The organism is Blastococcus sp. CT_GayMR19, assembly GCF_004570385.1.
GTDB lineage: Bacteria > Actinomycetota > Actinomycetes > Mycobacteriales > Geodermatophilaceae > Blastococcus_B.
Window position 1 is genome coordinate 172,064 of sequence record NZ_SPQL01000001.1, and the last position, 22,821, is coordinate 194,884.

Sequence of the window (22,821 nt, forward strand, 5' to 3'; positions counted from 1 at the left end):
TACCGCAGTAGCGTTTTCTCCTCTCCCGACGTATGCCCTGGGGTGGCGCATGAGCCCACGATTCGACCGCATGGTGGACGCGGTGGAGATCGTCGAGGCGGGAACGCCGACGGCGGCCGCGGGCAACGGCCGGGGGCCGCGCCGCAACCTGCTCACCCAGGAGACGGTGCTGATGACGGTCCTGGCGCAGGACCCGCTGGTGCACGGCGCCGACGGGCCGGTGCGGGCGCGGATCCCGGTGCCGGCCGAGCGCCTGCAGGGCGGGCCGCGCGGTCACCGGTTCGCCGTCGTCGACAGGTCCGCGCGGCCGGTCGCCCTGCACGTCCGCGACCCGTGGGTCTACCGGGACCGCTGGTCGGGCGTGGACCCGGCCGAGCTCAGCCGCGACCGCGGGTTCCGCGGCCAGAACGTCTACGCCGTGGCCGCGCACACCCTGGCCCTGGTCGAGCAGCATCTGGGCCGGCCGGTCCCGTGGCATTCGGGCGCCCCGCAGCTGCGCCTCCTCCCCCAGGCCCTGATGGAGGCCAACGCCTACTACTCGCGCAGGGACGGCGCCGTGCTCTTCGGCTGGGTGACGCCGCTGGGCACCCGGCCCGTGCTGTACACCGCGCTGTCCTACGACGTCATCGCGCACGAGGTCACCCACGCGGTCCTCGACGGGCTGCGGCCGCGCTACGCCGAGCCCGGGCTGCCCGACCAGCTCGCGTTCCACGAGGCCCTGGCCGACCTGGTGGCCCTGCTGTCGGTGTTCACCCTCGACGGCGTCGCGGAGTGCCTGCTCGAGCCCGTCGCCGGGCGCGTGCACCTGGACCGAGCGGGAACCCGCGCCCAGGCGCTGATGGACACGCCGCTCACCCGGCTCGCCGAGCAGGTCGGGAGCCACCGCCGGCCCGCAGCCGGCGACGACGACCCACCCGGGCTGCGGGCGTCCGGGCTGCTGAGACCCGGTACGGCCTGGCAGCGGAAGGCGGAGTTCGACGAACCGCACCGCCGCAGCGAGGTGCTCGTCGCGGCGGTCCTGCACACCCTCGTGGCGATGTGGGCCGGGCGGCTCGAGCCGCTCGCCGTGGACGACGACGGCGCGCTGGACTCCGGCCGTGTGGCGGAGGAGGGCGTGAAGTCCGCCCGCCACCTGCTGGGGATGCTGCTGCGCGCGCTGGACTACCTCCCGCCCGTCGACCTCGAGTTCGCCGACGTCGTCGACGCCGTCCTCACCGCGGACACCCGCCTCGCGCCCGAGGACGACCACGGCTACCGCACCGCTCTCAGGAAGTCGTTCGCCCGGTTCGGCATCCGGCCGCCCAGGCACCGCATCCTCGACGAGGACGGCGTCGCCGCTCCCGCGCCCACCGGTCCCGCGCACGCCCTCGGCATCCGCTACGAGCACCTGAACCTGGCCGCGCTGCGGACCTCACCCGAGGAGGTCTACTCGTTCCTCTGGAACAACGCGGAGACGCTCGAGGTCGACGTGGCGTACCCGACCCGGGTCGAGCGGGTCCTCGGCAGCACCCGGGTCGGGCCGGACGGGCTCGTCGTCACCGAGATCCTCGCCGACTACACGCAGACGCTGCGGACGACGGCCGGCGAGCTGCCGCCCGGCATCACGGCACCGGCCGGGATGGCGAAGGACGAGGTCGTCGAGCTCTGGGGCGGCGGGGTGCTGGTCTTCGACCAGTTCGGCCGGTTCCGCCTGCACCAGCGTCAGCCGCTGCTGGACGCCGACCGCCAGAACCGCCGACTGCAGTACCTGTCCACGCACGGCGGCCACGGCACCGAGCGGTGGGGAGCAACGGGTGCGCAGCCGTTCGCGCTGCTGCACGGCGCGGCACCCACCTAGAGCAGCACCGCCGCGACGAGGGCGGCGGCGCCGATCGCGGCGATTCCCAGGGAGGTCTCCAGAGTCGCCGGGTCGTGGTGCGGACGACGCCGCCGCTCGTACCAGGCGACCGCGACGCAGGCGGCGGCCACCGCGACGGAGTGACCGGCGGCCGCCATGAGCGCCATGAGCGGTCCGCAGCTGACCACGCAGTCCCTGCCGAGGACGACGCCGAACCGGCCCGACGCCCACCGGGCCCGCCGGCGGTCGAGCGGCGGGGCCAGCCTGCGGTCGCAGCGCGCCAGGCTCCGCCGCTTGAGGGGGGTCCACTGCCACGCGGCGGCTCCGACGGTCGCCAGTCCGATCGCCGCCGCGGGCCCCACCTCTCCGGCGAGCCACCACGCGCCGAGACCCAGCAGGACCGCCGCGCCGATCCAGACCAGCGCCCACCCGGCGACGACGCCGGCCGCGACGGCCCGGCGGGCACGGCCGGGGCTGCGCACCGCCGCGTACCGCACGTTCGGTGCGATGAGCGGAGCCATGACGGCGACCATGGCCGGCCACCCGGCGGAGTGCGGAACGGACGAGCCGGTCCCGTGGTGGCCGCCGGCGAACGGGAGCACGGCGAGCGCCACCCAGCCGACGCCGGAGATGACCCACAACCACGCCTCCGGGCGCCCGCTCCCGGCCGGCGCCGGCAGGCTCCCCCTCGGCAGGGACGTGGCGGTCACACGAACTCCAGGGTGACGCGCTCGATGGTCAGCCCCATGCCGGCCAGGTCGCGGTCGGGGTCGAGCGGCGTCAGCCGGACGGTGGTCGCGAGCGGCCGGATGGTCGCCGCCTGGGCGCGGACCGGCGCGGTGACGTCTAGTGCGCGGCTCTGCCCCGAGCCGCTCGAGGTGCCGTCGTCCCGGCTCGCCTCGTGCACGCCGAACAGCGAGAGCAGCCCGGCGTAGTGGTCGCCGTCCTGCCCGTCGGCGTCCGCGCCGGCCGGCAGTCCGAGGTGCACGCGGTAGGACGTCACGGCGGGGCCGGCCGCCCGGATCCCCGCGAAGCGGAGGATCCATCGGGCCTGGGGCCGGAAGGAGTCGAGACCGACATCCCGGTCGGCGTGGTCCCCGCCGGTGACCTCGAGGTCCTGCTCGCCGGCCAGCGCGATGCCACCGGCCTCCGCGATCGGCTCGGGCAGCGGCGGGATCTCGTCCAGTCCGATCGGGCCCTCCTCCGAGCCGGGCTGAGGTGCCGGGGGCGCGTGCAGGCGGGGCGGCGCCGTGGTGTCGTAGCGAAGACCGAGCGACCGGATGTCGAGCACCTCGGGCGCGGTCCACGTCCGGACCGTCCCGTCGGGGAGCAGGAACCGGAACTTCTGCCCCAGCCAGGACCGGTGCGCGGCCGTCCCCGTGCCCACGCCGTTCTCGAACGGGTAGCCGTGCCCCAGATCGCGGGCGAAGGTCTCCCAGAGCCGGTCGACGTTGCAGTGGTGCAGCCAGAAGGCGGGGTCCAGACCGGCGGTCTGGAACAGCCACATGGCGCCGCCGACGTGGCCGTGCACCGAACCGTGCGGCTGCCGGTCCAGGTCGCCGATCTCGTCCGCGTCGTGGAACAGGGCCGCGTCATGAGGCCGCTCGAGCACGCCGCCGCCGAAGGAGATCCCGGCGCGGTCCTCCTGGTTGGCGAAATGGGGCCGCTGCAGCGCGTCACTGGCCAGCGCCCAGTCGTCCCCGCGGCTCGCCCCGAGGCGGCCGGGCACGAACAGCGGGTTGGGCCGGGTGCCGTCGGGTCCGGCGTCCACGCCCGGCACGTCGACGTCGTCCGGCAGGACTGCATCGCGCAGCGGGAACGGCAGACCCAGGCGGTCCGGATCGGCCTCGAAGTCCGAGTAGTTCCAGTACGGCAGGCCCCAGTCGTCCGCCGGACCACCGAGCTGCCGGATGTGCGCGCGGACGACCGCCTCGAACTCGAGCAGGTACGCGCGGTGCCACGGCAGGAAGAACCAGTGTTCGTGCGCGCACTCGTTCCACAGCGCCTGCCGCCCCTGGTGCCGCGGCCAGGTCCGCTTCTCGGCGTAGGTCCCGTGCACCTGGGACTGGTAGCCGAGGCTCATCGGGTCGGACCACCGCGCGGCGGTAGCGCCCAACCGGGCGGTCAGCTGCGGGAGCTCGCCACGCCGGAGGAGGTCCGCCAGGACCTCGAAGAAGTTCTCCAGGCCCGGCGTGAGCCCGCGCATCCGGTGGATACCGGCGGCGTACCAGATCAGGTCCTCGTGCCAGCCGTCGTCCGCCCCGTCCCGCCAGGCTCCCCGTCGCGTCGCGTCGGCCATCAGAACTCCCCTCGACTCTGAAGGGCGCCGATGGTGGCACCGCGGGGTTCCGCGTGGAGAGGTCCGCGTCGTCGTGGCCGCCGGCACGACGCGCTACGGAGCCTCGTCCGGACCGCCCGATACCGTCGGCGACGTGAGCACGCCCGACACCCTGCCCGGCTACCGCCTCCCGTCCCAGCTGGTCCGGGACAAGGAGATCGACCGGATAGACCGCCACTGCCGCGCGTTCATCGAGCTCTCTCCCTGGGCCACGCTCGCGACCGCCGACGCCGACGGCTTCCCCGACGTCTCGCCCCGTGGCGGCGAGCAGGGATTCGTGAAGGTCCTCGACGAGCACCGGCTGGCGCTGCCCGACCGGCCGGGGAACAACCGCGTCGACAGCCTGCGGAACGTGGTGGTCAACCCGCGGGTCGCCCTCATGTTCCTGGTGCCCGGGATCGAGGAGACGCTCCGGGTATTCGGGACGGCGTCCGTCGTCGGCCCCGAGGACGTCGAGGTGGACCTCACCGAGTTCGGCAGGCCGCCGCGGTCGGTGCTCGTCCTGCAGGTGCAGCGGGCCTACGTCCAGTGCGCCAAGTCCCTCATGCGCTCGGGCCTGTGGCAGCCGGAGCAGTGGCCCGGACGCGGCGACTTCGCACCGATCGGCCAGGTCTTCCGCGACCACTGTCAGCTGCCGGCGCCGCTCCCGCCCGACGACGTCCTGCGCGCGGACCTCGCCCTGGAGCTCTGACTCACTCGATGCGGCCGACCGGTTCCCGCTTCTCGGCCTGGAAGACGTCCTCGGTGCGGCCGCGGGCCCAGTAGCCGGAGATCGAGAGGCGCTCCCGCGGGACGTCCCGCAGCACCCTGCGGACAGCCTTGATCGACTCGCGCTCGCCGCGGGCGAAGACCTGCACCCCGCCCGGCTCCCGGGCCTCGGCCGGCCAGCCGGCCGGGTCGACGGCCCGGGCGAGGAAGCCGACGTCGGCCGGATTGGTGTTGACCAGCCAGCGGACCTCGACCGAGGCGTGGGTGTCCATCGTCATGACGATGTCCGCGGGGTCGGCGATCTCCAGGAGCACGACCCCCCGGGCCGTGCGTGGCGGCGCCTCCAGCGCGGCGGCGATGGCGGGCAGTGCGGACAGGTCGCCGGCGAAGACGTGCCACGGGACGTCCGCGTCGGGCGCGTATCCGCCTCCGGGGTCGGTGATGGGTGCACCGGTTGTGCGGGAGCGAGCCGAGCGACTCCCCGCCGAGGTGCACCCGGACCAGGTGCGGCCCCACCCGGTCGACTCGACGGTGAGGACGTGCTGGCCGAGGGCCTCTTGCTGCGGGTGGTCACGCATCGCTCCTCGTGCCCACGTAATCGGGACGGGGTGGCGTCATGTGGTGGCGGCTGATCGGCAGCATCAGCGCTTCCCCGACGTCGGGTCGGGGATCACCTGGCAGTCCAGGCCGAACACCGCCTGCACGTTCGCCACCGTGAGCACGTCCGCCGGGGTCCCGACGGCCGCCGGGCAGGGTGCCGAGACACGTGCCGGTTTCGGGTGGTTCTTAAGTGAGGCTGGCCTAACTTAGGCTGCCCTATGCCCGCGAGGCAATCACGAAGAGGTCACAGTGCGAGCGATCGCGCCGGAAGATGTCGCGGTGGGATGTCGAGAACCAGCGCGCGGCTCCGTCCCTGCAGTGCACGCGGCCACAATGGGCCGTGCCACACCGAGGAGAACGCCATGGCCAAGTACCTGCTGCTCAAGCACTACCGAGGCGCGCCGGCAGCGGTCAACGACGTGCCGATGGACCAGTGGTCGCCGGAGGAGGTCATGGCCCACGTGCAGTACATGAACGACTTCGCCAGGCGGCTCGAGGGCACCGGCGAGTTCGTCGACGAGCAGGCGCTCTCGCCGAGGGGTGGCTGGGTCCGCTACGACGGCGAGGGGCGGCCGCCGGTCACCGACGGCCCGTTCGCCGAGACCAAGGACCTGATCGCCGGCTGGATGGTGATCGACGTCGACACCTACGAGCGGGCACTCGCGCTGGCCGGTGAGCTGTCCGCGGCTCCGGGTGCCGGTGGGAAGCCGATCCACGAGTGGCTCGAGGTCCGTCCGTTCCTGGGCGCTCCGCCGACCATCACGGAGTGACGCGCGGTGGACGAGGCTCTGCTACGGACCCTCACCCCCACCGTGATCGGGGTCCTCGGCCGCCGCGGAGCCGGCTTCGCGGCGGCCGAGGACGCCGTGCAGGAGGCCCTGGTCGAGGCCCTGCGGGTGTGGCCGGACGACCCGCCGCGGGACCCGCAGGGCTGGCTCGTCACCGTGGCATGGCGCAAGTTCCTCGATGCCGTCCGCGCCGACACCTCCCGGCGGCGGCGCGAGATCGTCGTCGACGAGGAGCCGGCGCGGGGCCCGGGCGCGGAGGTGGACGACACGCTGCAGCTGTACTTCCTGTGCGCGCACCCGTCCCTGACCCCGGCCTCGGCCGTCGCGCTCACCCTGCGCGCGGTCGGCGGCCTGACCACGCGCCAGATCGCGCAGGCCTACCTCGTGCCGGAGGCGACCATGGCCCAGCGCATCAGCCGGGCCAAACGGACCGTCTCGGGCGTCCGGTTCGACCAGCCCGGCGACGTCGCCACGGTGCTCCGCGTGCTCTACCTGATCTTCAACGAGGGCTACTCCGGCGACGTCGACCTCTCCGCCGAGGCCATCCGGCTCGCGCGCCTGCTGGCGGCCCGGACCCACCACGCGGAGGTGGCCGGTCTGCTCGCACTCATGCTGCTCCACCACGCGCGGCGCCCGGCACGCACCCGCCCCGACGGCAGCCTCGTGCCCCTCGCCGAGCAGGACCGCGGCCGTTGGGACACCCGCCTGATCGCCGAGGGCGTCGAGGTGCTCCAGGCAGCGCTCGCCCGCGACCGCCTGGGCGAGTTCCAGGCCCAGGCCGCCATCGCCGCGCTGCACGCCGACGCCCGGAGCGCCGAGGAGACCGACTGGGTGCAGATCGTCGAGTGGTACGACGAGCTCGTGCGGCTCACCGAGAGCCCGGTGGCCCGCCTCAACCGGGCCGTCGCGGTCGGCGAGGCCGACGGCCCGCCGGCCGGCCTGGCCGCCCTCGCGGAACTCGACCCCTCGCTCCCCCGCCACGCCGCCGTCGCCGCGTACCTGCACGAGCGGAACGGGAACCTGGGAACCGCAGCACGGCTCTACGCCGAAGCCGCCCGAGCAGCGCCCAACCTGCCCGAGCGCGAGCACCTCACACGACAGGCCGCACGGCTCAACGCGGAACTGCGCAGCTGAGCGGCTCGGCCCTAGGCCTGCGGGGGCACCGGCGCCTCGACCACGGCCCGCCGCCGCGCGAGGCGGAGCGGCACCAGGACAGCTGCGGTCACCAGCAGGGCGACCGCCACCCACGGCAGGAGGACGCCGAGGACGACGACGACCGCGCCCAGCGCAGTGACCAGCGCCCGCCATCCGGTGCCGAGCCCGTCGGAGAAGCCGTCCGGCCCGCCGGCCGGCGCCACACCGAACGGCTCCAGGTGCACGCGGAGCGTCGACAGCTCCACCTGGTCGGCCAGCAGCGCCCGCTGGGACTGCAACGACTCCAGCTTCTCCTGCCGCTCGGAGAGGGCCTTCTCGGCCGCCAGCAGGGCCTCGGTGCTGGCCGCGGTGTCCATCAGGGCCTGCAGCCGCGCCACCGAGCTCTGCAGCGCCGAGATCCGCGCGTCCAGGTCGACGGCCGTCGCGGTCACGTCGGAGCCGGACACCGACACGCTCTCGACGTCGCCGAGGTCCTCCAGGTCCGCCAGGACGCCGGTCAGCTCGTCCGCCGGCACACGGACCACGAGGTCGGCGACGGCGCCCTCGACCCCGCCCTCCCCCGACGCCGCCTGCTCGGTGCGCTCGTCCACCCGGCCGCCGGCGGACTCCACCAGCTCGCTCACCCGCTGGGCACTCGCGGCCGGGTCCTCGACGGCGAGGGAGGCGGCGGCGGTCGTGACCACCTGCCGGTCGGGGTCGGTGTCGACCGCGCCGGCGGGCACGCCCTCGGGACCCGCTGGGGCGGCCGGCCCGGGGACGGACTCACTCCCGCCGGCACCACCCTCCGCGCCACCCGAGTCCGTGCTGGACGTGCCCGAGCCGGAGCAGCCGACGAGCAGCGTCACGGCGAGGGCCGCGACTGCCGTGCCCAGGGAGCGCCTCACGGTCGGGACGGTAGGACGGTGATCCGGCTGCCGACCAGCGCCGATGCTCAATCGTGCCGGCGCCGATGCCCAATCGTGACGCGGGACGGCGCGGCGCGGACCGGGCGACGCGGATGCCGGCGGCGGACGAGTCGGCCGGTTCGCCGGGGGGTGTCCACGGGCGCCCTGCCGCCTCCCGAGGGGCGGGAACGCTGACGGCCGGTTCCCTACAGGAGACCCGCGATCAGTTCCGCTGCCCGCTCGTTCGTGCGGTGGTTCTGGTGCACCTCGTAGGCCGCCACCCCGGGTAGGCGGTCGCGCAGCGGCGCGGCCAGTCGCTGCTCGAGCACGCCGTCGCTGAGGTCGAAGAAGTGCTGCAGGAAGCCCTCCCCCTTGCTCAGGAGGCTCACGTAGGACTCCCTCAGCAGCCCGGTCACCTCCTCGCGATCCGCGGGCCGGAGTAGGGAGTCCTCGAGGCACAGATCGAAGACGGGAATCAGGAGCAGGTCCAGTGGAGCCGTGGGGGTGATCGATCTCTGGAACAACCCGGCCAGTTCTGCCGGGGTCATGTGCAGCTTCTCGTCGCGGGTCGTGAGCTGTTCCGGCGTATTGGTCGCCGCGATCTGCTGCACCTCGTCGAGGCCGATGTTCGGGAAGAACGGAGCCTCCGCTTCCGCGAGCCACGCCAGCACCTGCGGTTGCACGATCGCCGTGCCCACGCGGATGCCGATCTTGCCGGGGATCCCGCAGACCTCCAGGTGTGCACCCGTGTCGCGGATCAGGAACTTGTCGACCGCGAGGAGGTCGCACCCGTTCCGCGCGAGCAGGTTCAGCAGGGTGCTCGTCTTGCCGGAACCCTTGGGTCCGGCGACACAGATGGTCCGACCGTTCTTCGCCGCGCACGCGGAGTGCATGGGAATCCAGCCCTGCTCGAGCAGCAGCCACTTGCTCAACGCGCGCAGGGTCTGCATGCCCTCCTCCCGCCGAACCTCGAGGTTGCCGGACGTCACCAGGACGATCGTCCGGTCTTCGCTGAACAGGAGGAGGAACACGTCCTCTCGCGGTCGGCTCTTCCCGGCCACCTTCCGGACGAGTGCCACCGAGCCCATGAACGGGATCTCCGCGTAGTCGTGCTTCCCGACCGCGGGCTGCTCGGGCACCAGCTCCTGCAGCGCGGCGAAGAGGGCGCGATCAGCCGTGCTGTAGACGGCGGCATCGACGGCTCGTGGACTGCTGAGTAAGAAATATCCCTCGAAGAACCGACAGATCCATTCGACGCTGGCGCTCTCGTCGCTGCCGTAGGCGAAGGAGACGCCCGCGTACTGCAGGCACTGCTGGTCGCCGCGGGCCTGGATGTCCCGTGCGACCTGCGCCGCCCTCGACGCGATCTCCTCCGGTGTCATCCCGCACTCCTGTCCGTCGGCGAGCGCCTGTCCGGTTCGTCTTCGAACCGTGATCCGACGGGGAGATGGGACTGCGGGTTCGCGGCGCGTACTCAGCGTGACAGTCGGACCCGTCCCTGACCAGCGGTTCCGGCCGCCCCGTCACGGTCGAGGCAGCGACCGGCGGCCGGCTGCCCGCTCTCGGGCCGACGAGGCCGACCGCGTCCCGGGAGTACGCCGGTGCCGACCGGCGCCTCCGGTCAGGGGTGGACGACGGACGAGTCGGCCTGTACGCCGGGTTCTGTCCACGGGCGCCTCGCGGCCTCCCGATGGGCGGTCATCCATCTAGGCCTGCCGTTGCCGGCAGGCTCGAGCGGTCTACCCGCAGGCATCGGGCGGGCCGCCCTCGAACGCCTGCGCAGGACGGCGGCGAACCGCCGTCCCTCTTGACCTTGCTCCGGGTGGGGTTTACCGAGCCACACCGGTCACCCGGTGTGCGGTGGTCTCTTACACCGCCGTTTCACCCTTACCAGCGCCCTGCCCGAAGACAGGACCCTGGCGGTCTGTTCTCTGTGGCACTGTCCCGCGGGTCACCCCGGGTCGCTGTTAACGACCACCCTGCCCTGTGGAGCCCGGACGTTCCTCGGCGACGGGTCTCCCCGCCGACGCGACCGCCCAGCCGACTCGTCCGTCGTGCGCCCAGCCTACCTGCGGGAATCAGATCGCCATCGCCGCACGCACCGCCCCGCTGGACGCCGGTCCGCCGTCCCCGCTCGCGCTGACCCGCCCCGACTCCATGACGTAGTAGGTGCTGGCGGCGGTCAGCGCGAAGCCGACGTGCTGCTCGACCAGCAGCACCGACAGCCCACCGCGACGTGTCAGCGACAGGATGGCCTCCTGGATCTCGGTCACCACGCTCGGCTGGATGCCCTCCGTCGGCTCGTCCAGGATCAGCATCCGTGGCGCGGTGAGCAGCGCCCGCGCGATCGCCAGCTGCTGCCGTTGCCCTCCCGACAGCAGCCCGGCCCGCCGCCCCAAGAGCGGGCGCAGCGCGGGGAACAGGTCGAGCGCCTCGTCGGTGCGCGCCTCGCCGTCCTTCCGCCCGTCCGCCACCAGCTGGAGGTTCTCCGAGGCGGTGAGCTGCGGAAAGGCCTGCTGGCCCTGCGGTACGTACGCCAGCCCACGCCGAACCCGCTCGTACGGGCGCAGCGCCGTGACGTCCTCCCCGTCCAGCAGCACCCGCCCGAACCGCGGTCGGAGCAGGCCGACGGCCGCCCGCAGCAGGGTCGTCTTCCCGGCGCCGTTGTGTCCCAGCACGACCGCGACGCCGTCCGCCGGCACGCGGACGTCGACCCCGTGCACGACCTCCGTCCGCCCGTAGGCGATGCGGACGCCGGACAGTTCCAGCATCAGGACACCTCCGCCGTGTGACCCGGACCCAGATAGATCTCCTGCACCCGAGGGTCGGCCTGCACCTGGGCGTAGGTGCCCTCGGCGATCTTCTTGCCTGCGGCCAGCACCGTCACCGAGTCGGCGTAGGCCCGCAGGAACTCCATGTCGTGCTCCACCACCACGACGACGTGGTCGCGACGCACCCGGCGCAGGAGCTCTCCGGTCTGCTCCCGCTCATCCGCGCTCATGCCCGCCACCGGCTCGTCCAGCAGGAGCACGGTGGCGTTCTGCACGAGCAGCATGCCGATCTCCAGCCACTGCTTCTGACCGTGGGCCAGTTCCCCCGCCAGGCGGTCGCGCAGTCGTGTCAGACCGGTCGTCTCCATGGCCAGTTCGACGCTCGGCGGCACCGCTCGCCGCGCCCGCAGCAGACCGAGGCGCCTGCGGGTCGCTCCCGCGGCGATGTCCAGGTTCTGCAGCACGGTGAGCTGCTCGAAGACGCTCGCCGTCTGGAAGGTGCGCCCGACGCCGGCCCGCGCGATCTGGTGCTCCTTCTTCCCCAGCAGTTGCACACCGTCGAACTTCGCCGAGCCGGTCGCGGGCGTGAGCCCCGTGATGGCATCCACGAGCGTCGTCTTGCCCGCGCCGTTGGGCCCGATCAGGAACCGCAGGTCGCCCTGCAGCACGGTCATGTCGACTCCGTCGACCGCCACGAAGCCGTCGAACGCGACCCGGAGGCCACGGATCTCGAGGTAGTCCTGTCGCATCACGCACCTCCGGTGTGCACCGCGGGAACGGCGGACGCCGGACCGGGGTCGTCGACCAGCGCGGGACCTGCGGGGACGGGCGCAGGATCGCGCCGTCCGCCCCATCGCCGCAGCACACCGGGCATGGACCCCACCCCGGCCGGGAGGAACGCCACGACGAGCACGAACAGCAGGCCCTGCAGGTAGATCCAGACCGACTCGAAGTTCTCCGAGAGGGTGCTCCCCGCGTACGACACCGCCAGTGACCCGAGGACCGGCCCGAGCAGCGTCGCCCGCCCGCCGACCGCGACGCCGATCAGGAAGCCGATCGACGGGACGACGCCGACGCTGTTCGGCGAGATGATGCCGACGATCGGCACGAACAGCGCCCCGCCGACGGCGGCGAAGACCGCGGCCAGCGCATAGGCGGCCACCTTGATCAGTGCCGGGTCGTAGCCCAGGAAGCGGACCCGCTCCTCGCCGTCTCGCACTGCCGTCAGCAGTTCGCCGTACCTGCTGCGCCGCAGCTGGTGGACGGTCGCGACCATCCCGACGAGGACCCCGGCGGCGATGAAGTACAGCATCCGGCGGTTGACGGGGTCGGCGAGGGTGAAGCCGAAGAACGACCGGAAGCTGCTCAAGCCGTTCGATCCGCCGATGCTGTTCTGCTGGCTGATCAGCAGCAGTGCGAACGCCGCCGCGGACGCCTGGGAGAGGATCGCGAAGTACGCGCCCTTGACCCGCCGGCGGAAGACCCCGAGGCCCAGGAGCAAGGCCAGCAGTCCCGGCACCGCGACGATGCCGAGGACGGCGGTGACCGGGCTGCGGAACAGCTCCCACCACCACGGCACCCCGCTGCCGGTGACCATGAACGCCGGCCGTCCCCCCGGGCCTGCGTCGGCGAGCTGCAGGTGGATGGCCATGATGTACGCGCCGAGGCCGAAGAACAGGCCCTGGCCCAGGGTGAGCATGCCGCCGCTCCCCCATGCCAGGCCGATGCCGACGGCGACCATCGCCAGGCACAGGAACTGCGCGAGGAGCCGCAGCCGGAAATCGGTGAGGAGCAGCGGCGCGGCGCCGAAGAGCAACGCGAGAGCCAGGGCATAGGCGCCGAGGACGCCTGCCCTCCTTCCCCAGTTCGCCGTCACACCAGGCTCCTCGTCCGGACGCTGAAGAGCCCCTGCGGCCGCAGTTGCAGGAACGCGATGACGACCAGCAGCAGCAGGACCTTCGCCGTGCTTACCGACTGCGAGTAGGCGAAGACCGCCTGGAGGACGCCGAGCCCGAAGGCCGCCAGGACGGCGCCGCGCACCTGCCCCACGCCACCGGCGACGACGACGAGGAAGGCGTCCACGATGTAGGTCTGGCCCATGTAGGGCTGCGTCGAGGCGATCAGGGTGAGCGCCACCCCGGCCATCCCGGCGAGGCCCGATCCGATGAAGAAGGAGATCCGGTCGGTGCGCCGGCTGTCGATCCCCGACGTCTCCGCGAGGCCCCGGCTCTGCACCACCGCGCGGATCCGCCGTCCCAGGGCCGTGAACCGCAGAACGGCGCTCAGGACGGCCACCGACGTCACGGCCAGCGCGACGATGAACAGCCGGCCCGTGGTGAACGGCGTGCCGAACACCTCGACGTTGCCCTGCAGCCACCGGGGCGCCCGCACCTCCACGGCGGGCGCCCCGAAGAGATCGCGGGCCAGCTGCTGCAGGACCAGCGACACCCCCCACGTGACCAGCAGGGTGTCCAGCGGCCGGGAGTAGAGCCGGCTGATGAGGGTGACCTCGAGCAGCACCCCCAGCAGCCCACCGACCAGGAACGACAGCGGCAGGGCGATGAGCAGGGACAGCCCCGCGCTGTCGAACACCTGCTGCACGACGAACGCCGTGTAGGCGCCGGCCATGAGGAATTCCCCATGGGCCATGTTGATGACACCCATCTGCCCGAAGGTCAGGACCAGACCCAGGGCGATGAGCAGCAGCACCGAGCCGAGACTGATGCCCGCGTAGAGCTGACCGAGGACGGCGTCCATCGTGAGCTGCCCGCTCAGCAGTAGGTCTGGTCCTTCTCGATGCTCTCCGCCCAGGCGTAGTCCTCCAGGCAGGGGTCGGGCTCGATCGGCTCACCGGAGGACCACACCGTGTCGATCAGGCCGGCGGGGTTGATCTGCCCGATGAGCGCCGTCTTGGCGATGTGGTGGTTGTCGCCGTTGACCGTGACCGAGCCCTCGGGTGCGTCGAAGCTGACGCCGTCCGCCGCGTCCTGGACGTCGCCGACCGCGAAGGACTCCGCCGCCTCGACCATGCCCTTCCAGAGGTAGAGCGAGGTGTAGGCCGCCTCCATAGGGTCGCTCGTCACCGCGTCGTCCCCGTAGGCGGCCTTGAAGGCCGCGACGAACTTCTCGTTCTCCGCACTCTCCACCGTCTGGTAGTAGTTCCAGGCGGTGTACTGGCCGGCCAGCTCCTCGACCCCGACCCCCGGCACCTCCTCCTCGGCGATCGAGACCGACAGGACCGGCATCGTGTCCGCGGCGAGGCCGACGTTGGCGTACTGGGTGAAGAAGCTGACGTTGGAGTCGCCGTTCAGGGTGTTGAAGACGGCGTCCGCGCCGGAGCTCTGCACGCGGTTGACGATCGTCGGGATGCCCTCGACGGAGCCGAGCGGCTCGTAGTCCTCGCCGACGATCTCGATGCCGTGCTCCTCGGCGTAGGCCTTGATGATCGCGTTCGCCGTCCGCGGGAAGACGTAGTCGCTGCCGACCAGGAAGAGGGACCTCGCCCCCAGCTCGTCCTTGAGGAAGTCCAGCGCCGGGATGATCTGCTGGTTCGTCGTGGCGCCCGTGTAGAAGATGTTGTCCGACGCCTCCAGGCCCTCGTACTGGACCGGGTAGAACAGCAGCGCGTCGTTGTCCTCGAACACCGGCAGCATCGCCTTGCGGCTGCTGGAGGTCCAGCCGCCGAACACGGCCGCCACGCAGTCGCTCTGGATGAGCTTCGTGGCCCGCTCGGCGAAGACGGTCGGCTCGGACGCGCCGTCCTCGGTGACCACCTCGAGTTGCTTGTCGAGCACCCCGCCGGCGGCGTTGATCTCCTCCACCGCGAGTTCCAGCGAGCGGCGCACCGTCGTCTCGCTGATCGACATCGTCCCGGACATGGAGTTGAGCAGGCCGATCTTCACCGTGTCGCCGGAGGTGTCGAGGCAGGAGGCACTCTCGCCCGAGGCTGCCGTCTCCTCCCCGACCCGGCTGCCACAGGCACTCGTGCCGATCATCAGCGCCGCAAGGGTGAGCGGGAGGGCGAACGTGGGGGGTCGAAGCGTGGGCATCGTGCTCCTAGTTCTGTGCGCGGGTCGGACGTCGCGTCCGTCGCGGCAGAACCTAGGAAGCGGATGTTCCGTGCCTGATCTCCATCGGTGTCCGCCGGATTACGAGCGGGCGCTCCGCGTTTCGTTCGGAGACTGCAGCGCTACGACGCCGTTCCGGATCCATCCCGGGCGCCTGGTCGCGGGCTCGCCGTCGCAGTACCGTGCCGACCATGACGGAGCGACCGACCGGCGAGTCTTCCCGCCTCTGGCCCCTCGTGGCCGGGGCGGTGGCGCTCGTCGTCGTCGTGCTGGTGCTCGACAACGTCTTCGGCATGGGTCTCGTGGAGTCGGGACTGGTTCTCCTCGTCCTGCTCCCGCTGCTGGCGTCCGTCGTCATGGCGCTCGCCTTCTACGCCTGGGCCAAGCGGCGCGGCGACCTCTAGTCCGGCTCAGCCCCAGTAGAGCCGGAAGCCGACCCGGCGCCGGCCGTCCTCCGTCATCGTGGACATGTCGATGACCTGCCTCGCCTGTTCCTCGACGGGGACGTCGGACAGCAGCTCGAGGTACCGGTGGTGCTCCGCCAGCGACGCGACCGCCTTGTCGACCTGATCGGTGACGTCGACCTCGTGCGGGGGGTCGTTCATGTCCTGCACGGCGATGTACTGCACGCCCGACCACCGCGGTTCCGCCAGGTCGGGGAAGATCCACTCGTTGCCCGCATCCGCGACGGCGTCCAGCACGGACTGACCGAGCGCCTGGTGGTCGGCGGAGTTCAGGTAGGCCGGTGACACCCCCGGCGGGGTCCACGTGGGGCCGAAGTACCCGGTGACGACGAGCTGCGGCTGGTGCCGTCGGATGGCAGCCGCGAGGTCACGGCGGAGCTCGGGCCCACCCACGAGAACGCCGTCCCGGTGGTCGAGGAACTCCACCTCGGTCACGCCGACGACGGCCGCCGACCGCCGCTCCTCCTCTTCCCGCAACGGGCCGGCGAGCTCGGGGGCGACACCGGCCATCCCGGCCTCCCCGCGGGTGGCCAGCAGGTAGTGGACCTCCTTGCCGGCCGCGGTCCACGCGGCGACGGCGGCCGCGATGCCGTACTCGATGTCGTCGGGGTGCGCAGCGACCACGAGGGCGCGCTGCCAGTCGTCGGGCATGGGGGACACAGGCATGGTGCGCAGTCTGGCCTGCCGGTCACCGCTCGGCGATGGTCAGCAGCACGGCGGCGAGGTCCGCCGGCTCGCTGATCATCGGGTCGTGGCCGGTCTCCAGCTCGACCACCTCCCATCCCGGCCGGCTGCGCACCAGCTGCCGGGACGGCTCGATGGTGGGCAGGGCCGGTGCCACGCAGTCGACGAAGGTGCGGGGCCGGTCCGCCCAGCGCGCCTCGTCGAAGGACAGCGGGTCGTCGTACACACCGCCCGGCTGCGGGGTCTGACGCCGCTCCACCCACTCGGCGTCGGCGCCGGTCAGCCCGAAGACCGCCGGGTCCGGTGGCGGCAGGAAGCCGTGCTGCGCGACGGCCGCGCGCCGGGCGGCCTGGACCTCGGGCGGATTGCGGGTCGACCACGCCTCCCCGGGCAGGGGCACGACCCCGTCGACGTACACCAGCCGGCCCACCTCGTCGCCCAGCCGGTCGGCGGCGCCGGTGATCACCAGCCCGCCGTAGCTGTGCCCCACCAGGACGGCGCGAGAGCACTCCTCGGCCCGCATCGCCGTCACCACGTCCTCGACATGGGTGTCCAGCGTGATCTCCGGTGAGAGCTCGTGCGCCCGCTCCCCCAGCCCGGTGAGCGTCACCGGGACGACCCGGTGCCCGGCCAGCCACAGCAGCGGCAGCACCCGCCGCCAGCACCACGAGCCGTGCCACGCGCCGTGCACCAGCACGATGTCGGCCATCTCAGCTCCCCGCCCTTCCCGAACGACGCATCCGGTCACCGTAGGCTCGCCGCTCGTGTCCCCCCTCGACCTGGTCGTCGTCGCGGGGGTGGCCATGGCCGCCGGGCTCATCAACTCGATCGCCGGCGGCGGGTCGCTGATCCTCTTCCCCACCCTCGTCGCCCTGGGGCTGGGCACCGTCGCCGCGAACGTCACCAACTCGGTCGCGCAGTGGCCCGGCTACCTGGGCGGCATCGCGGGCTTCCGGGGCGAGTACGGCGGCCAGCGCGGCCGGCTCGTCCGGTTCGGGATCGTCGCCGTCCTCGGTGGGACGACGGGCAGCGTGCTGCTCCTGACCACGCCGTCGGAGGCGTTCGACGTCGTCGTCCCGGTGCTGGTGCTCGCGGCCAGCCTGCTGCTCGCCGTCCAGCCGCTGCTGACCAGGAGACTGAAGCGGGACGAGGCCGACGGCGCCCGTCCCGACCCGGCCTGGCTCTACCTCGCTCTGTTCCTCGCCACCGTCTACGGCGGATACTTCGGTGGCGCGCTCGGCGTGATCCTGGTCGGCGTCCTCGGGGTCGGCCTGCACCGGCTGAAGCTGGCGAACGCCCTCAAGTCGGCGCTGTCGGCCATCACGGCCAGCGTCACCCTGGTCGTGTTCGGGATCTTCGGACCGATCGACTGGCTGGTGGTCGCCGTCGCCGCCCCGGCCAGCCTGATCGGCGGCTTCCTCGGCGCCCGGGTCGCCACCCGCATCCCGGTCCGGCCGCTGCGGATCTTCATCGTGGCCTTCGGCGTCGCGGTCTCGATCTACCTGTTCCTCCGCATCTGAGCCGGGAGCAACCGGCCCGGAAGAGCAGCGGGTCGCCCTAGGATTCGGCCGTCATCCCGACCTCCCGCACCGAGGCAGGACCATGCGTCGTCGCCCGCTCCCGCTCCTCCTCCTCACCGTGGCCGCGGTCGTGGCGACCGGCTGCGCCCCGGAGGGGTCGGACCCGGGCGCCGCGCCCACCACCGCGGACGCCGGCAGCTGCGCCCCCGCGGACCTGGACACGCTCGAACCCGACACGCTCACCATCGCCACCGACCAGCCCGCCTACGAGCCGTGGATGGTCGACGACACCCCCGAGAACGGCCAGGGCTTCGAGTCCGCCGTCGCCTACGCCGTCGCCGAGCAGCTCGGCTACAGCGAGGACCAGGTCACCTGGACGCGGGTGCCCTTCAACGCCGCGATCCAGCCGGGCGAGCGTCCCTTCGACTTCGACATCAACCAGTTCTCGATCACCGAGGAGCGGCGCCAGGCCGTCGACTTCTCCTCGCCGTACTACACCGTCAGCCAGGCCGTGATCACCACGGCCGGATCCGCCGCCGACGGCGCCGCGAGCCTGGCCGACCTCAAGCCCCTGCGGATCGGTGCCCAGGTGGCGACGACGAGCCTGGACGTGCTCACCGAGACCATCGCCCCCGACACCGACCCGGTCGTCTTCAACAGCAACGACGACGCCAAGCTCGCCCTGCAGAACGGCCAGGTGGACGCCATCGTGGTCGATCTGCCCACGGCCTTCTTCATCACCGCCGCGGAGCTGGACGACGGTGTGATCGTCGGTCAGATCGAGGACTCCGGAGAGGGCGGCGACGAGTTCGGTCTGCTGCTGGAGAAGGACAGCCCGCTCACCGAGTGCGTCACCGCGGCGGTCGACGCGCTGCGGGAGGACGGCACGCTGGGCGACCTCGAGCAGGAGTGGCTCTCCGACGTCGCCGACGCGCCCGTCCTGTCCTGACCCGCACCCGGACCGGCGACGGGATGCCGCCGCCCAGCGAGCTCGAGCTCTCCCGCCGGGCCTGGCGCCGCCACCGGGCCCGCCGCTCGACCCTCGTCGCGCTGGTGTCCACTCTGGTGTTCGCCCTCGTCGCCTACCTGGTCGTCACGCATGCGCCCGGCTGGCCCCGGGTCAGGGCCACCTTCTTCTCCCCCTCCGTGGCGGCGGAGTCGCTGCCCGACATCGCGGCGGGGCTGTGGCTGAACCTGCAGGTGCTGGTCGTCGGCGGGCTGCTCGTGCTCGTGGTCGGCCTGCTGGTGGCTGTGGTCCGCACCGTGCGGGGGCCGGCGTTCACCCCGCTGCGCATCGTCGCCACCGCCTACGTGGACCTCTTCCGCGGGATCCCGCTGATCATCGTGCTGTACCTCGTCGGCTTCGGGCTGCCGGCGCTGCGCCTGGAGGGCGTGCCGACGTCGCCGTTCGTCCTCGGCACGGTGGCGATCGTCCTGACCTACTCCGCCTACGTCGCGGAGGTCTTCCGCGCCGGCATCGAGTCGGTCCACCCGAGCCAGCGCGCCGCTGCCCGCTCGCTGGGGCTCACCCACCGGCAGAGCATGCGGATCGTCGTGCTGCCGCAGGCACTGCGCACGGTCACCCCCGCGCTGCTCAACGACTTCGTCGCGCTGCAGAAGGACGTCGGACTGATCTCGGTGCTCGGCGCGGTCGACGCCGTCCGTTCGGCGCAGATCGCGGTGGGCCAGACCTTCAACTTCACGCCCTACGTCGTCGCGGGGCTGCTGTTCGTGCTGCTGGCCGTGCCGTGCGCGCGGGTGGCGGACGCCGTGAGCGCGCGGGCCCGCCGTCGTCAGCAGTCGGGCGGTCTGCTGTGAACGGTCCGGTGCTCGACCTGCGGGGCGTGGTCAAGGTGTTCGGCACCAACCGGGTGCTGCGCGGCGTGGACCTCGCGATCGGCGAGCACCGGGTGGTCGCGCTCATCGGCGGCTCCGGGTCCGGGAAGTCCACGCTGCTGCGGTGCGCGAGCCTGCTCGAGACGGTGGACGACGGTCAGGTGCTGCTCGACGGCGAGGACATCACCGACCCGCGGGTGGACGCCGACCGCGTGCGGCAGCGGATGGGCGTCGTCTTCCAGGCCTACAACCTCTTTCCGCACCTGTCGGTGCTCGACAACGTGACCCTCGCGCCGACCGTCGTCCACGGCCGTTCGAGGGCCGATGCCCGCGAGGAGGCGCACGCCCTGCTCGATCGCATCGGGCTGGCCGACAAGGCCGGTGAGTTCCCCGACCGGTTGTCCGGCGGCCAGCAGCAGCGCGTGGCCATCGTCCGCGCGCTCGCGGTGCGCCCCCGGGTCCTGCTGCTCGACGAGATCACCAGCGCGCTGGACCCCGAGCTCGTCGGCGAGGTCCTCGGCGTCGTCCGCGAGGTGGCCGCGCAGGGCATGACGATCCTCATGGCGACCCACGAGATGGGTTTCGCCCGGCAGGTCGCCGACGTCGTCGCCTTCCTCCACGACGGCGTGGTGCTGGAATCGGGCCCGCCGGACCAGGTGCTCGGCGACCCGGTGCAGCCGCGGACGCGGCAGTTCCTCGCCCGGGTCATCGACGCCGGCCGGCTGTAGGGCCGCCGTCCCGGACGTGTTGATCATCGTGTTGCTGCCGCCGACACGGCAGGACACGCCTCAGCGCGCGGCAACCATCCGATGATCACGGCGCGGTGGACCCCCCTATGGGGGGAGACGGCCCCCGCCGCGCGGTTCACCGGCCCGTCCTTCCGTCCGATATCACTGCATGCCCGGTCTCCTGCGTCGCCGGCTGCTGCCCGGTGCGCCGAGCCGGGTGCTCGCCGTCGTCGTCGTCGCGGCCGCGGCCGCGGTCGTCGCCGGGACGGGCCGGCCCGTGGCCGCCGCCGGGTCGCTCGAGGTCCTCGCGGCGGGGGCGCCGTACGCCGGCCTGCTCGCGATCCTGGCCTGGCGGGCGCGGACCGTGGCACACGAGCGCAACGTCTGGGGGCGGATCGCCCTGGGCGTCGCCCTCATGACCGCGGCGGTCGTCGTCGGGGCCGTCCTCGGGCTGTTCCCGGAGACGAGGGAGGTCGCCGCGGCGGCAATGCCGTGGGCGCCCGTCGTCGCGTTCCCGCTGGTCTACGGGGGCGTCGTCCGGTGGAACCGACTGAGCACCAGCCTGGCCGACCCCCACGACGCGCTGAACGGATCCTCCGCCGTCCTCGCGGTCCTGGCCGTCGCCCACACCGTGGTCCAGGTGGCCGCCGGCCCCGCGAGCGAGGCCGCGTGGTGGGCCGTCGAGCCGGCGCTCGCCCAGTTCGCGGCCGAGTTCGTGCTCGTGGGCACCGTCTGCTCCCTGCCCTTCCTCGGCAACATGGGCCGTGACCCGCGGACCTGGCTGGTCGTGACCTCCTTCGGCGCCTCGCTGGCGGGCAGCTCCGTCACCCTCGTCACCGCCGGCCAGCCGGGCATCTGGGGGTGGGCGACCGAGCCGGTCACCGTCGTCTGCCTCGCGCTCGCCGCCGTCCTGCGGCCGGGCCGCGCCGAACCCCAGCCGACGGACCCGACGGCCTCCACCATCGGCGCGTTCGTGGTCATCGTCGCGTCGACCGCGGTCCTCGCCGGCGGCACTCTGCTGGGGGTCGCCGGCCCGGCCACCTGGTGCGCGGCGCTCGCCACGCTCGGCAGCAGCGTCCGGCTGCTGACCAACGTCCGGGAGCTGGCCGTGCTCGCGGTCACCCGCCGCGAGGCGCTGACCGACGAGCTCACCGGCCTCGCCAACCGACGCGCCCTCCTGCGCCGGGTGGAGGAACTCAGCGGTTCGGGCGCGCCCTTGGCCCTGGCGCTGCTCGACCTGGACAAGTTCAAGGAGGTCAACGACGCCGTGGGCCATGCGGCCGGCGACCACCTGCTGCGCATGGTGGCCGCGCGGCTGGAGCCCGTCCTGCGACCGGGCGACGTGCTCGGCCGGCTGGGCGGCGACGAGTTCGCCGTCCTCGCCCTGATCGACGCCGACGCGCCGCTCGAGGAGTCCGCGCTCCGCGTGGCCCGCAGGCTGCACGACCGGCTGGCCGAGCCGTTCCCCATCGAGGGCCTGGTCGTCCACGCCGCCGCCAGCGTCGGAGTCACGACGTCGTCCGGCGGTCCCGACGGCTCGTCGTCACCGACCCAGCTCCTGCGCGAGGCCGACGTCGCCATGTACGACGCGAAGCGCTCCGGAGCCGGCGTCGCCCTGTACGACAGCGAACGGCATGCGGACAGCAGCGGTCATCTGGCTCTCGTCGAGGAGCTGCGCACGGCCCTGTCGGACGGCCAGCTGGTCCTGCACCACCAGCCGCAGCTCGACATCGCCTCCGGCGCCACGGTGGGCGTCGAGGCCCTCGTGCGGTGGCACCACCCGGTGCGCGGCCTCCTCGGCCCCGGCGAGTTCCTCCCGCTCGCCGAGGTCCACGGGCTGATGGGCGTGCTCACCGAGGAGGTGCTCACGCAGGCCATCGCCCAGGCCGCGGTCTGGCGGCGGAGCGGGCTGGCGGTGCCGATCTCGGTCAACCTGTCGGCGAGCAACCTCCTCGACGCCGGCCTGCCGGGCCGGGTCGCCGGGCTGCTGGCCGAGCACGGCCTCCCACCCGGGTTCCTGGTCCTGGAGGTGACCGAGAGCGTCCTGCTGACCGACCCCGACCGCAGCCTCGCCGTCGTCGGCGCGCTCGCGGACCTCGGCGCCACCGTGAGCATCGACGACTTCGGCACCGGCTACTCGTCGCTGGCCTACCTGCGCGACCTTCCCGTCGCCGAGCTCAAGCTCGACCGCTCGTTCACCGTCGACCTGCTCACCGAGCCGCGGACCGAGGCGATCGTGGCGAGCACGATCGAGCTCGCCCACCGGCTGGGCCTGCGGGTCGTCGCCGAGGGGGTCGAGGACGAGGCGACCCTCCGGCACCTGCAGTCCCTGCATTGCGACACGAGCCAGGGCTATCTGCACTCGCGGCCGTTGCCCGCCGACCGGATGGAGCAGTGGCTGGCGCGCACCGGAGCCGGGACGCCGGTGCACTGACCCCGGT

22 protein-coding genes and 1 other RNA gene are annotated in these 22,821 nt (G+C 72.8%); 10 read left to right on the forward strand and 13 right to left on the reverse strand.

Annotated elements, in window-relative coordinates; translation table 11 throughout:
- Nucleotides 1-49 precede the first annotated feature (49 nt).
- Nucleotides 50-1,837: a hypothetical protein gene (locus E4P39_RS00820; RefSeq protein WP_135134440.1), complete on the forward strand. Its 1,788-nt coding sequence runs from the start codon at nt 50-52 to the stop codon at nt 1,835-1,837.
- On the opposite strand, the gene E4P39_RS00825 is transcribed toward E4P39_RS00820, so the two are convergent.
- The gene (locus E4P39_RS00825) at nt 1,834-2,547 is read right to left on the reverse strand and encodes a DUF2182 domain-containing protein (RefSeq protein WP_135134441.1); all 714 of its coding nucleotides are present in this window, start codon (nt 2,545-2,547) and stop codon (nt 1,834-1,836) included. The genes E4P39_RS00820 and E4P39_RS00825 overlap by 4 nt on opposite strands.
- On the reverse strand, nt 2,544-4,136 hold the full coding sequence (locus E4P39_RS00830; protein ID WP_135134442.1) for a tyrosinase family protein: 1,593 nt from the start codon (nt 4,134-4,136) through the stop codon (nt 2,544-2,546). Before E4P39_RS00830 ends, E4P39_RS00825 begins: the two co-directional genes overlap by 4 nt.
- 133 nt (nt 4,137-4,269) lie before the next feature.
- Between E4P39_RS00830 and E4P39_RS00835 the strand changes: the two genes are divergently transcribed.
- Nucleotides 4,270-4,866: an MSMEG_1061 family FMN-dependent PPOX-type flavoprotein gene (locus tag E4P39_RS00835; RefSeq protein WP_135134443.1), complete on the forward strand. Its 597-nt coding sequence runs from the start codon at nt 4,270-4,272 to the stop codon at nt 4,864-4,866.
- A 1-nt stretch (nt 4,867) separates the two neighbouring features.
- Here E4P39_RS00835 and E4P39_RS00840 read toward each other — a convergent pair whose 3' ends face one another.
- Nucleotides 4,868-5,461: a siderophore-interacting protein gene (locus E4P39_RS00840; RefSeq protein ID WP_135134444.1), complete on the reverse strand. Its 594-nt coding sequence runs from the start codon at nt 5,459-5,461 to the stop codon at nt 4,868-4,870.
- 384 nt (nt 5,462-5,845) lie between these two features.
- Between E4P39_RS00840 and E4P39_RS00850 the strand changes: the two genes are divergently transcribed.
- Nucleotides 5,846-6,253: a YciI family protein gene (locus E4P39_RS00850; RefSeq protein WP_135134445.1), complete on the forward strand. Its 408-nt coding sequence runs from the start codon at nt 5,846-5,848 to the stop codon at nt 6,251-6,253.
- A 6-nt stretch (nt 6,254-6,259) separates the two neighbouring features.
- Complete coding sequence (locus E4P39_RS00855) at nt 6,260-7,405, forward strand: DUF6596 domain-containing protein (protein WP_135134446.1); 1,146 nt, start codon at nt 6,260-6,262, stop codon at nt 7,403-7,405.
- Nucleotides 7,406-7,416: 11 nt separating this feature from the next.
- Here the strand turns inward: E4P39_RS00855 and E4P39_RS00860 are convergent, their stop codons facing one another.
- From E4P39_RS00860 to urtA, 8 genes are all read right to left on the reverse strand, one after another.
- Nucleotides 7,417-8,310 carry a DUF4349 domain-containing protein gene (locus E4P39_RS00860; protein WP_167761502.1) on the reverse strand — a complete coding sequence of 298 codons (894 nt, stop codon included), beginning with the start codon at nt 8,308-8,310 and terminating at the stop codon, nt 7,417-7,419.
- A 206-nt stretch (nt 8,311-8,516) separates the two neighbouring features.
- Nucleotides 8,517-9,692 carry a hypothetical protein gene (locus E4P39_RS22070; protein WP_167761503.1) on the reverse strand — a complete coding sequence of 392 codons (1,176 nt, stop codon included), beginning with the start codon at nt 9,690-9,692 and terminating at the stop codon, nt 8,517-8,519.
- A 253-nt stretch (nt 9,693-9,945) separates the two neighbouring features.
- Nucleotides 9,946-10,358, reverse strand: an RNA gene (rnpB, locus tag E4P39_RS00870) — RNase P RNA component class A.
- Nucleotides 10,359-10,388: 30 nt separating this feature from the next.
- Nucleotides 10,389-11,081: an urea ABC transporter ATP-binding subunit UrtE gene (gene urtE, locus E4P39_RS00875; RefSeq protein ID WP_135134448.1), complete on the reverse strand. Its 693-nt coding sequence runs from the start codon at nt 11,079-11,081 to the stop codon at nt 10,389-10,391.
- Nucleotides 11,081-11,830 carry an urea ABC transporter ATP-binding protein UrtD gene (gene urtD, locus E4P39_RS00880; RefSeq protein WP_135134449.1) on the reverse strand — a complete coding sequence of 250 codons (750 nt, stop codon included), beginning with the start codon at nt 11,828-11,830 and terminating at the stop codon, nt 11,081-11,083. Before urtD ends, urtE begins: the two co-directional genes overlap by 1 nt.
- Nucleotides 11,830-12,957 carry an urea ABC transporter permease subunit UrtC gene (gene urtC, locus E4P39_RS00885; protein ID WP_135134450.1) on the reverse strand — a complete coding sequence of 376 codons (1,128 nt, stop codon included), beginning with the start codon at nt 12,955-12,957 and terminating at the stop codon, nt 11,830-11,832. Before urtC ends, urtD begins: the two co-directional genes overlap by 1 nt.
- Nucleotides 12,954-13,838 carry an urea ABC transporter permease subunit UrtB gene (gene urtB / locus E4P39_RS00890; protein WP_135134451.1) on the reverse strand — a complete coding sequence of 295 codons (885 nt, stop codon included), beginning with the start codon at nt 13,836-13,838 and terminating at the stop codon, nt 12,954-12,956. Before urtB ends, urtC begins: the two co-directional genes overlap by 4 nt.
- A gap of 14 nt (nt 13,839-13,852) precedes the next feature.
- Nucleotides 13,853-15,130 (reverse strand): urea ABC transporter substrate-binding protein, encoded by a 1,278-nt coding sequence (gene urtA, locus E4P39_RS00895; protein WP_135134452.1) that lies wholly within the window; start codon nt 15,128-15,130, stop codon nt 13,853-13,855.
- 209 nt (nt 15,131-15,339) lie between these two features.
- Between urtA and E4P39_RS00900 the strand changes: the two genes are divergently transcribed.
- Entirely contained in the window at nt 15,340-15,552 is a 213-nt protein-coding gene (locus E4P39_RS00900) for a hypothetical protein (protein WP_135134453.1), read from the forward strand.
- A gap of 6 nt (nt 15,553-15,558) precedes the next feature.
- Here the strand turns inward: E4P39_RS00900 and E4P39_RS00905 are convergent, their stop codons facing one another.
- Together E4P39_RS00905 and E4P39_RS00910 are read right to left on the reverse strand one after the other, a co-directional pair.
- Nucleotides 15,559-16,278, reverse strand: coding sequence for a PIG-L deacetylase family protein (locus E4P39_RS00905; RefSeq protein ID WP_209306277.1), 720 nt, complete (start codon nt 16,276-16,278; stop codon nt 15,559-15,561).
- A gap of 22 nt (nt 16,279-16,300) precedes the next feature.
- Nucleotides 16,301-17,005, reverse strand: coding sequence for an alpha/beta hydrolase (locus E4P39_RS00910; RefSeq protein ID WP_135134454.1), 705 nt, complete (start codon nt 17,003-17,005; stop codon nt 16,301-16,303).
- Nucleotides 17,006-17,060: 55 nt separating this feature from the next.
- Here E4P39_RS00910 and E4P39_RS00915 point away from each other — a divergent pair, with 55 nt between their 5' ends.
- From E4P39_RS00915 to E4P39_RS00935, 5 genes are all read left to right on the forward strand, one after another.
- Entirely contained in the window at nt 17,061-17,816 is a 756-nt protein-coding gene (locus tag E4P39_RS00915; protein ID WP_135134455.1) for a sulfite exporter TauE/SafE family protein, read from the forward strand.
- An 82-nt stretch (nt 17,817-17,898) separates the two neighbouring features.
- Nucleotides 17,899-18,765, forward strand: coding sequence for a transporter substrate-binding domain-containing protein (locus E4P39_RS00920; RefSeq protein WP_135134456.1), 867 nt, complete (start codon nt 17,899-17,901; stop codon nt 18,763-18,765).
- A 23-nt stretch (nt 18,766-18,788) separates the two neighbouring features.
- The gene (locus tag E4P39_RS00925; RefSeq protein ID WP_135134457.1) at nt 18,789-19,634 is read left to right on the forward strand and encodes an amino acid ABC transporter permease; all 846 of its coding nucleotides are present in this window, start codon (nt 18,789-18,791) and stop codon (nt 19,632-19,634) included.
- On the forward strand, nt 19,631-20,380 hold the full coding sequence (locus E4P39_RS00930; RefSeq protein WP_135134458.1) for an amino acid ABC transporter ATP-binding protein: 750 nt from the start codon (nt 19,631-19,633) through the stop codon (nt 20,378-20,380). The genes E4P39_RS00925 and E4P39_RS00930 overlap by 4 nt, the downstream gene beginning before the upstream one ends.
- A 169-nt stretch (nt 20,381-20,549) precedes the next feature.
- Nucleotides 20,550-22,814: a bifunctional diguanylate cyclase/phosphodiesterase gene (locus tag E4P39_RS00935; protein WP_135134459.1), complete on the forward strand. Its 2,265-nt coding sequence runs from the start codon at nt 20,550-20,552 to the stop codon at nt 22,812-22,814.
- The last annotated feature ends 7 nt before the right edge of the window (nt 22,815-22,821 follow it).

Bases quoted from the DNA above. Each gene is read 5' to 3' on its own strand.
- E4P39_RS00820 (WP_135134440.1), top strand. From the start codon at position 50: ATGAGCCCACGATTCGACCGCATGGTGGACGCGGTGGAGATCGTCGAG.
- E4P39_RS00830 (WP_135134442.1), bottom strand. From the start codon at position 4,136: ATGGCCGACGCGACGCGACGGGGAGCCTGGCGGGACGGGGCGGACGAC.
- E4P39_RS00840 (WP_135134444.1), bottom strand. From the start codon at position 5,461: ATGCGTGACCACCCGCAGCAAGAGGCCCTCGGCCAGCACGTCCTCACC.
- E4P39_RS00850 (WP_135134445.1), top strand. From the start codon at position 5,846: ATGGCCAAGTACCTGCTGCTCAAGCACTACCGAGGCGCGCCGGCAGCG.
- E4P39_RS22070 (WP_167761503.1), bottom strand. From the start codon at position 9,692: ATGACACCGGAGGAGATCGCGTCGAGGGCGGCGCAGGTCGCACGGGAC.
- urtE (WP_135134448.1), bottom strand. From the start codon at position 11,081: ATGCTGGAACTGTCCGGCGTCCGCATCGCCTACGGGCGGACGGAGGTC.
- urtD (WP_135134449.1), bottom strand. From the start codon at position 11,830: ATGCGACAGGACTACCTCGAGATCCGTGGCCTCCGGGTCGCGTTCGAC.
- urtB (WP_135134451.1), bottom strand. From the start codon at position 13,838: ATGGACGCCGTCCTCGGTCAGCTCTACGCGGGCATCAGTCTCGGCTCG.
- urtA (WP_135134452.1), bottom strand. From the start codon at position 15,130: ATGCCCACGCTTCGACCCCCCACGTTCGCCCTCCCGCTCACCCTTGCG.
- E4P39_RS00900 (WP_135134453.1), top strand. From the start codon at position 15,340: ATGACGGAGCGACCGACCGGCGAGTCTTCCCGCCTCTGGCCCCTCGTG.
- E4P39_RS00905 (WP_209306277.1), bottom strand. From the start codon at position 16,278: ATGCCTGTGTCCCCCATGCCCGACGACTGGCAGCGCGCCCTCGTGGTC.
- E4P39_RS00910 (WP_135134454.1), bottom strand. From the start codon at position 17,005: ATGGCCGACATCGTGCTGGTGCACGGCGCGTGGCACGGCTCGTGGTGC.
- E4P39_RS00920 (WP_135134456.1), top strand. From the start codon at position 17,899: ATGCGTCGTCGCCCGCTCCCGCTCCTCCTCCTCACCGTGGCCGCGGTC.
- E4P39_RS00925 (WP_135134457.1), top strand. From the start codon at position 18,789: ATGCCGCCGCCCAGCGAGCTCGAGCTCTCCCGCCGGGCCTGGCGCCGC.
- E4P39_RS00935 (WP_135134459.1), top strand. From the start codon at position 20,550: ATGCCCGGTCTCCTGCGTCGCCGGCTGCTGCCCGGTGCGCCGAGCCGG.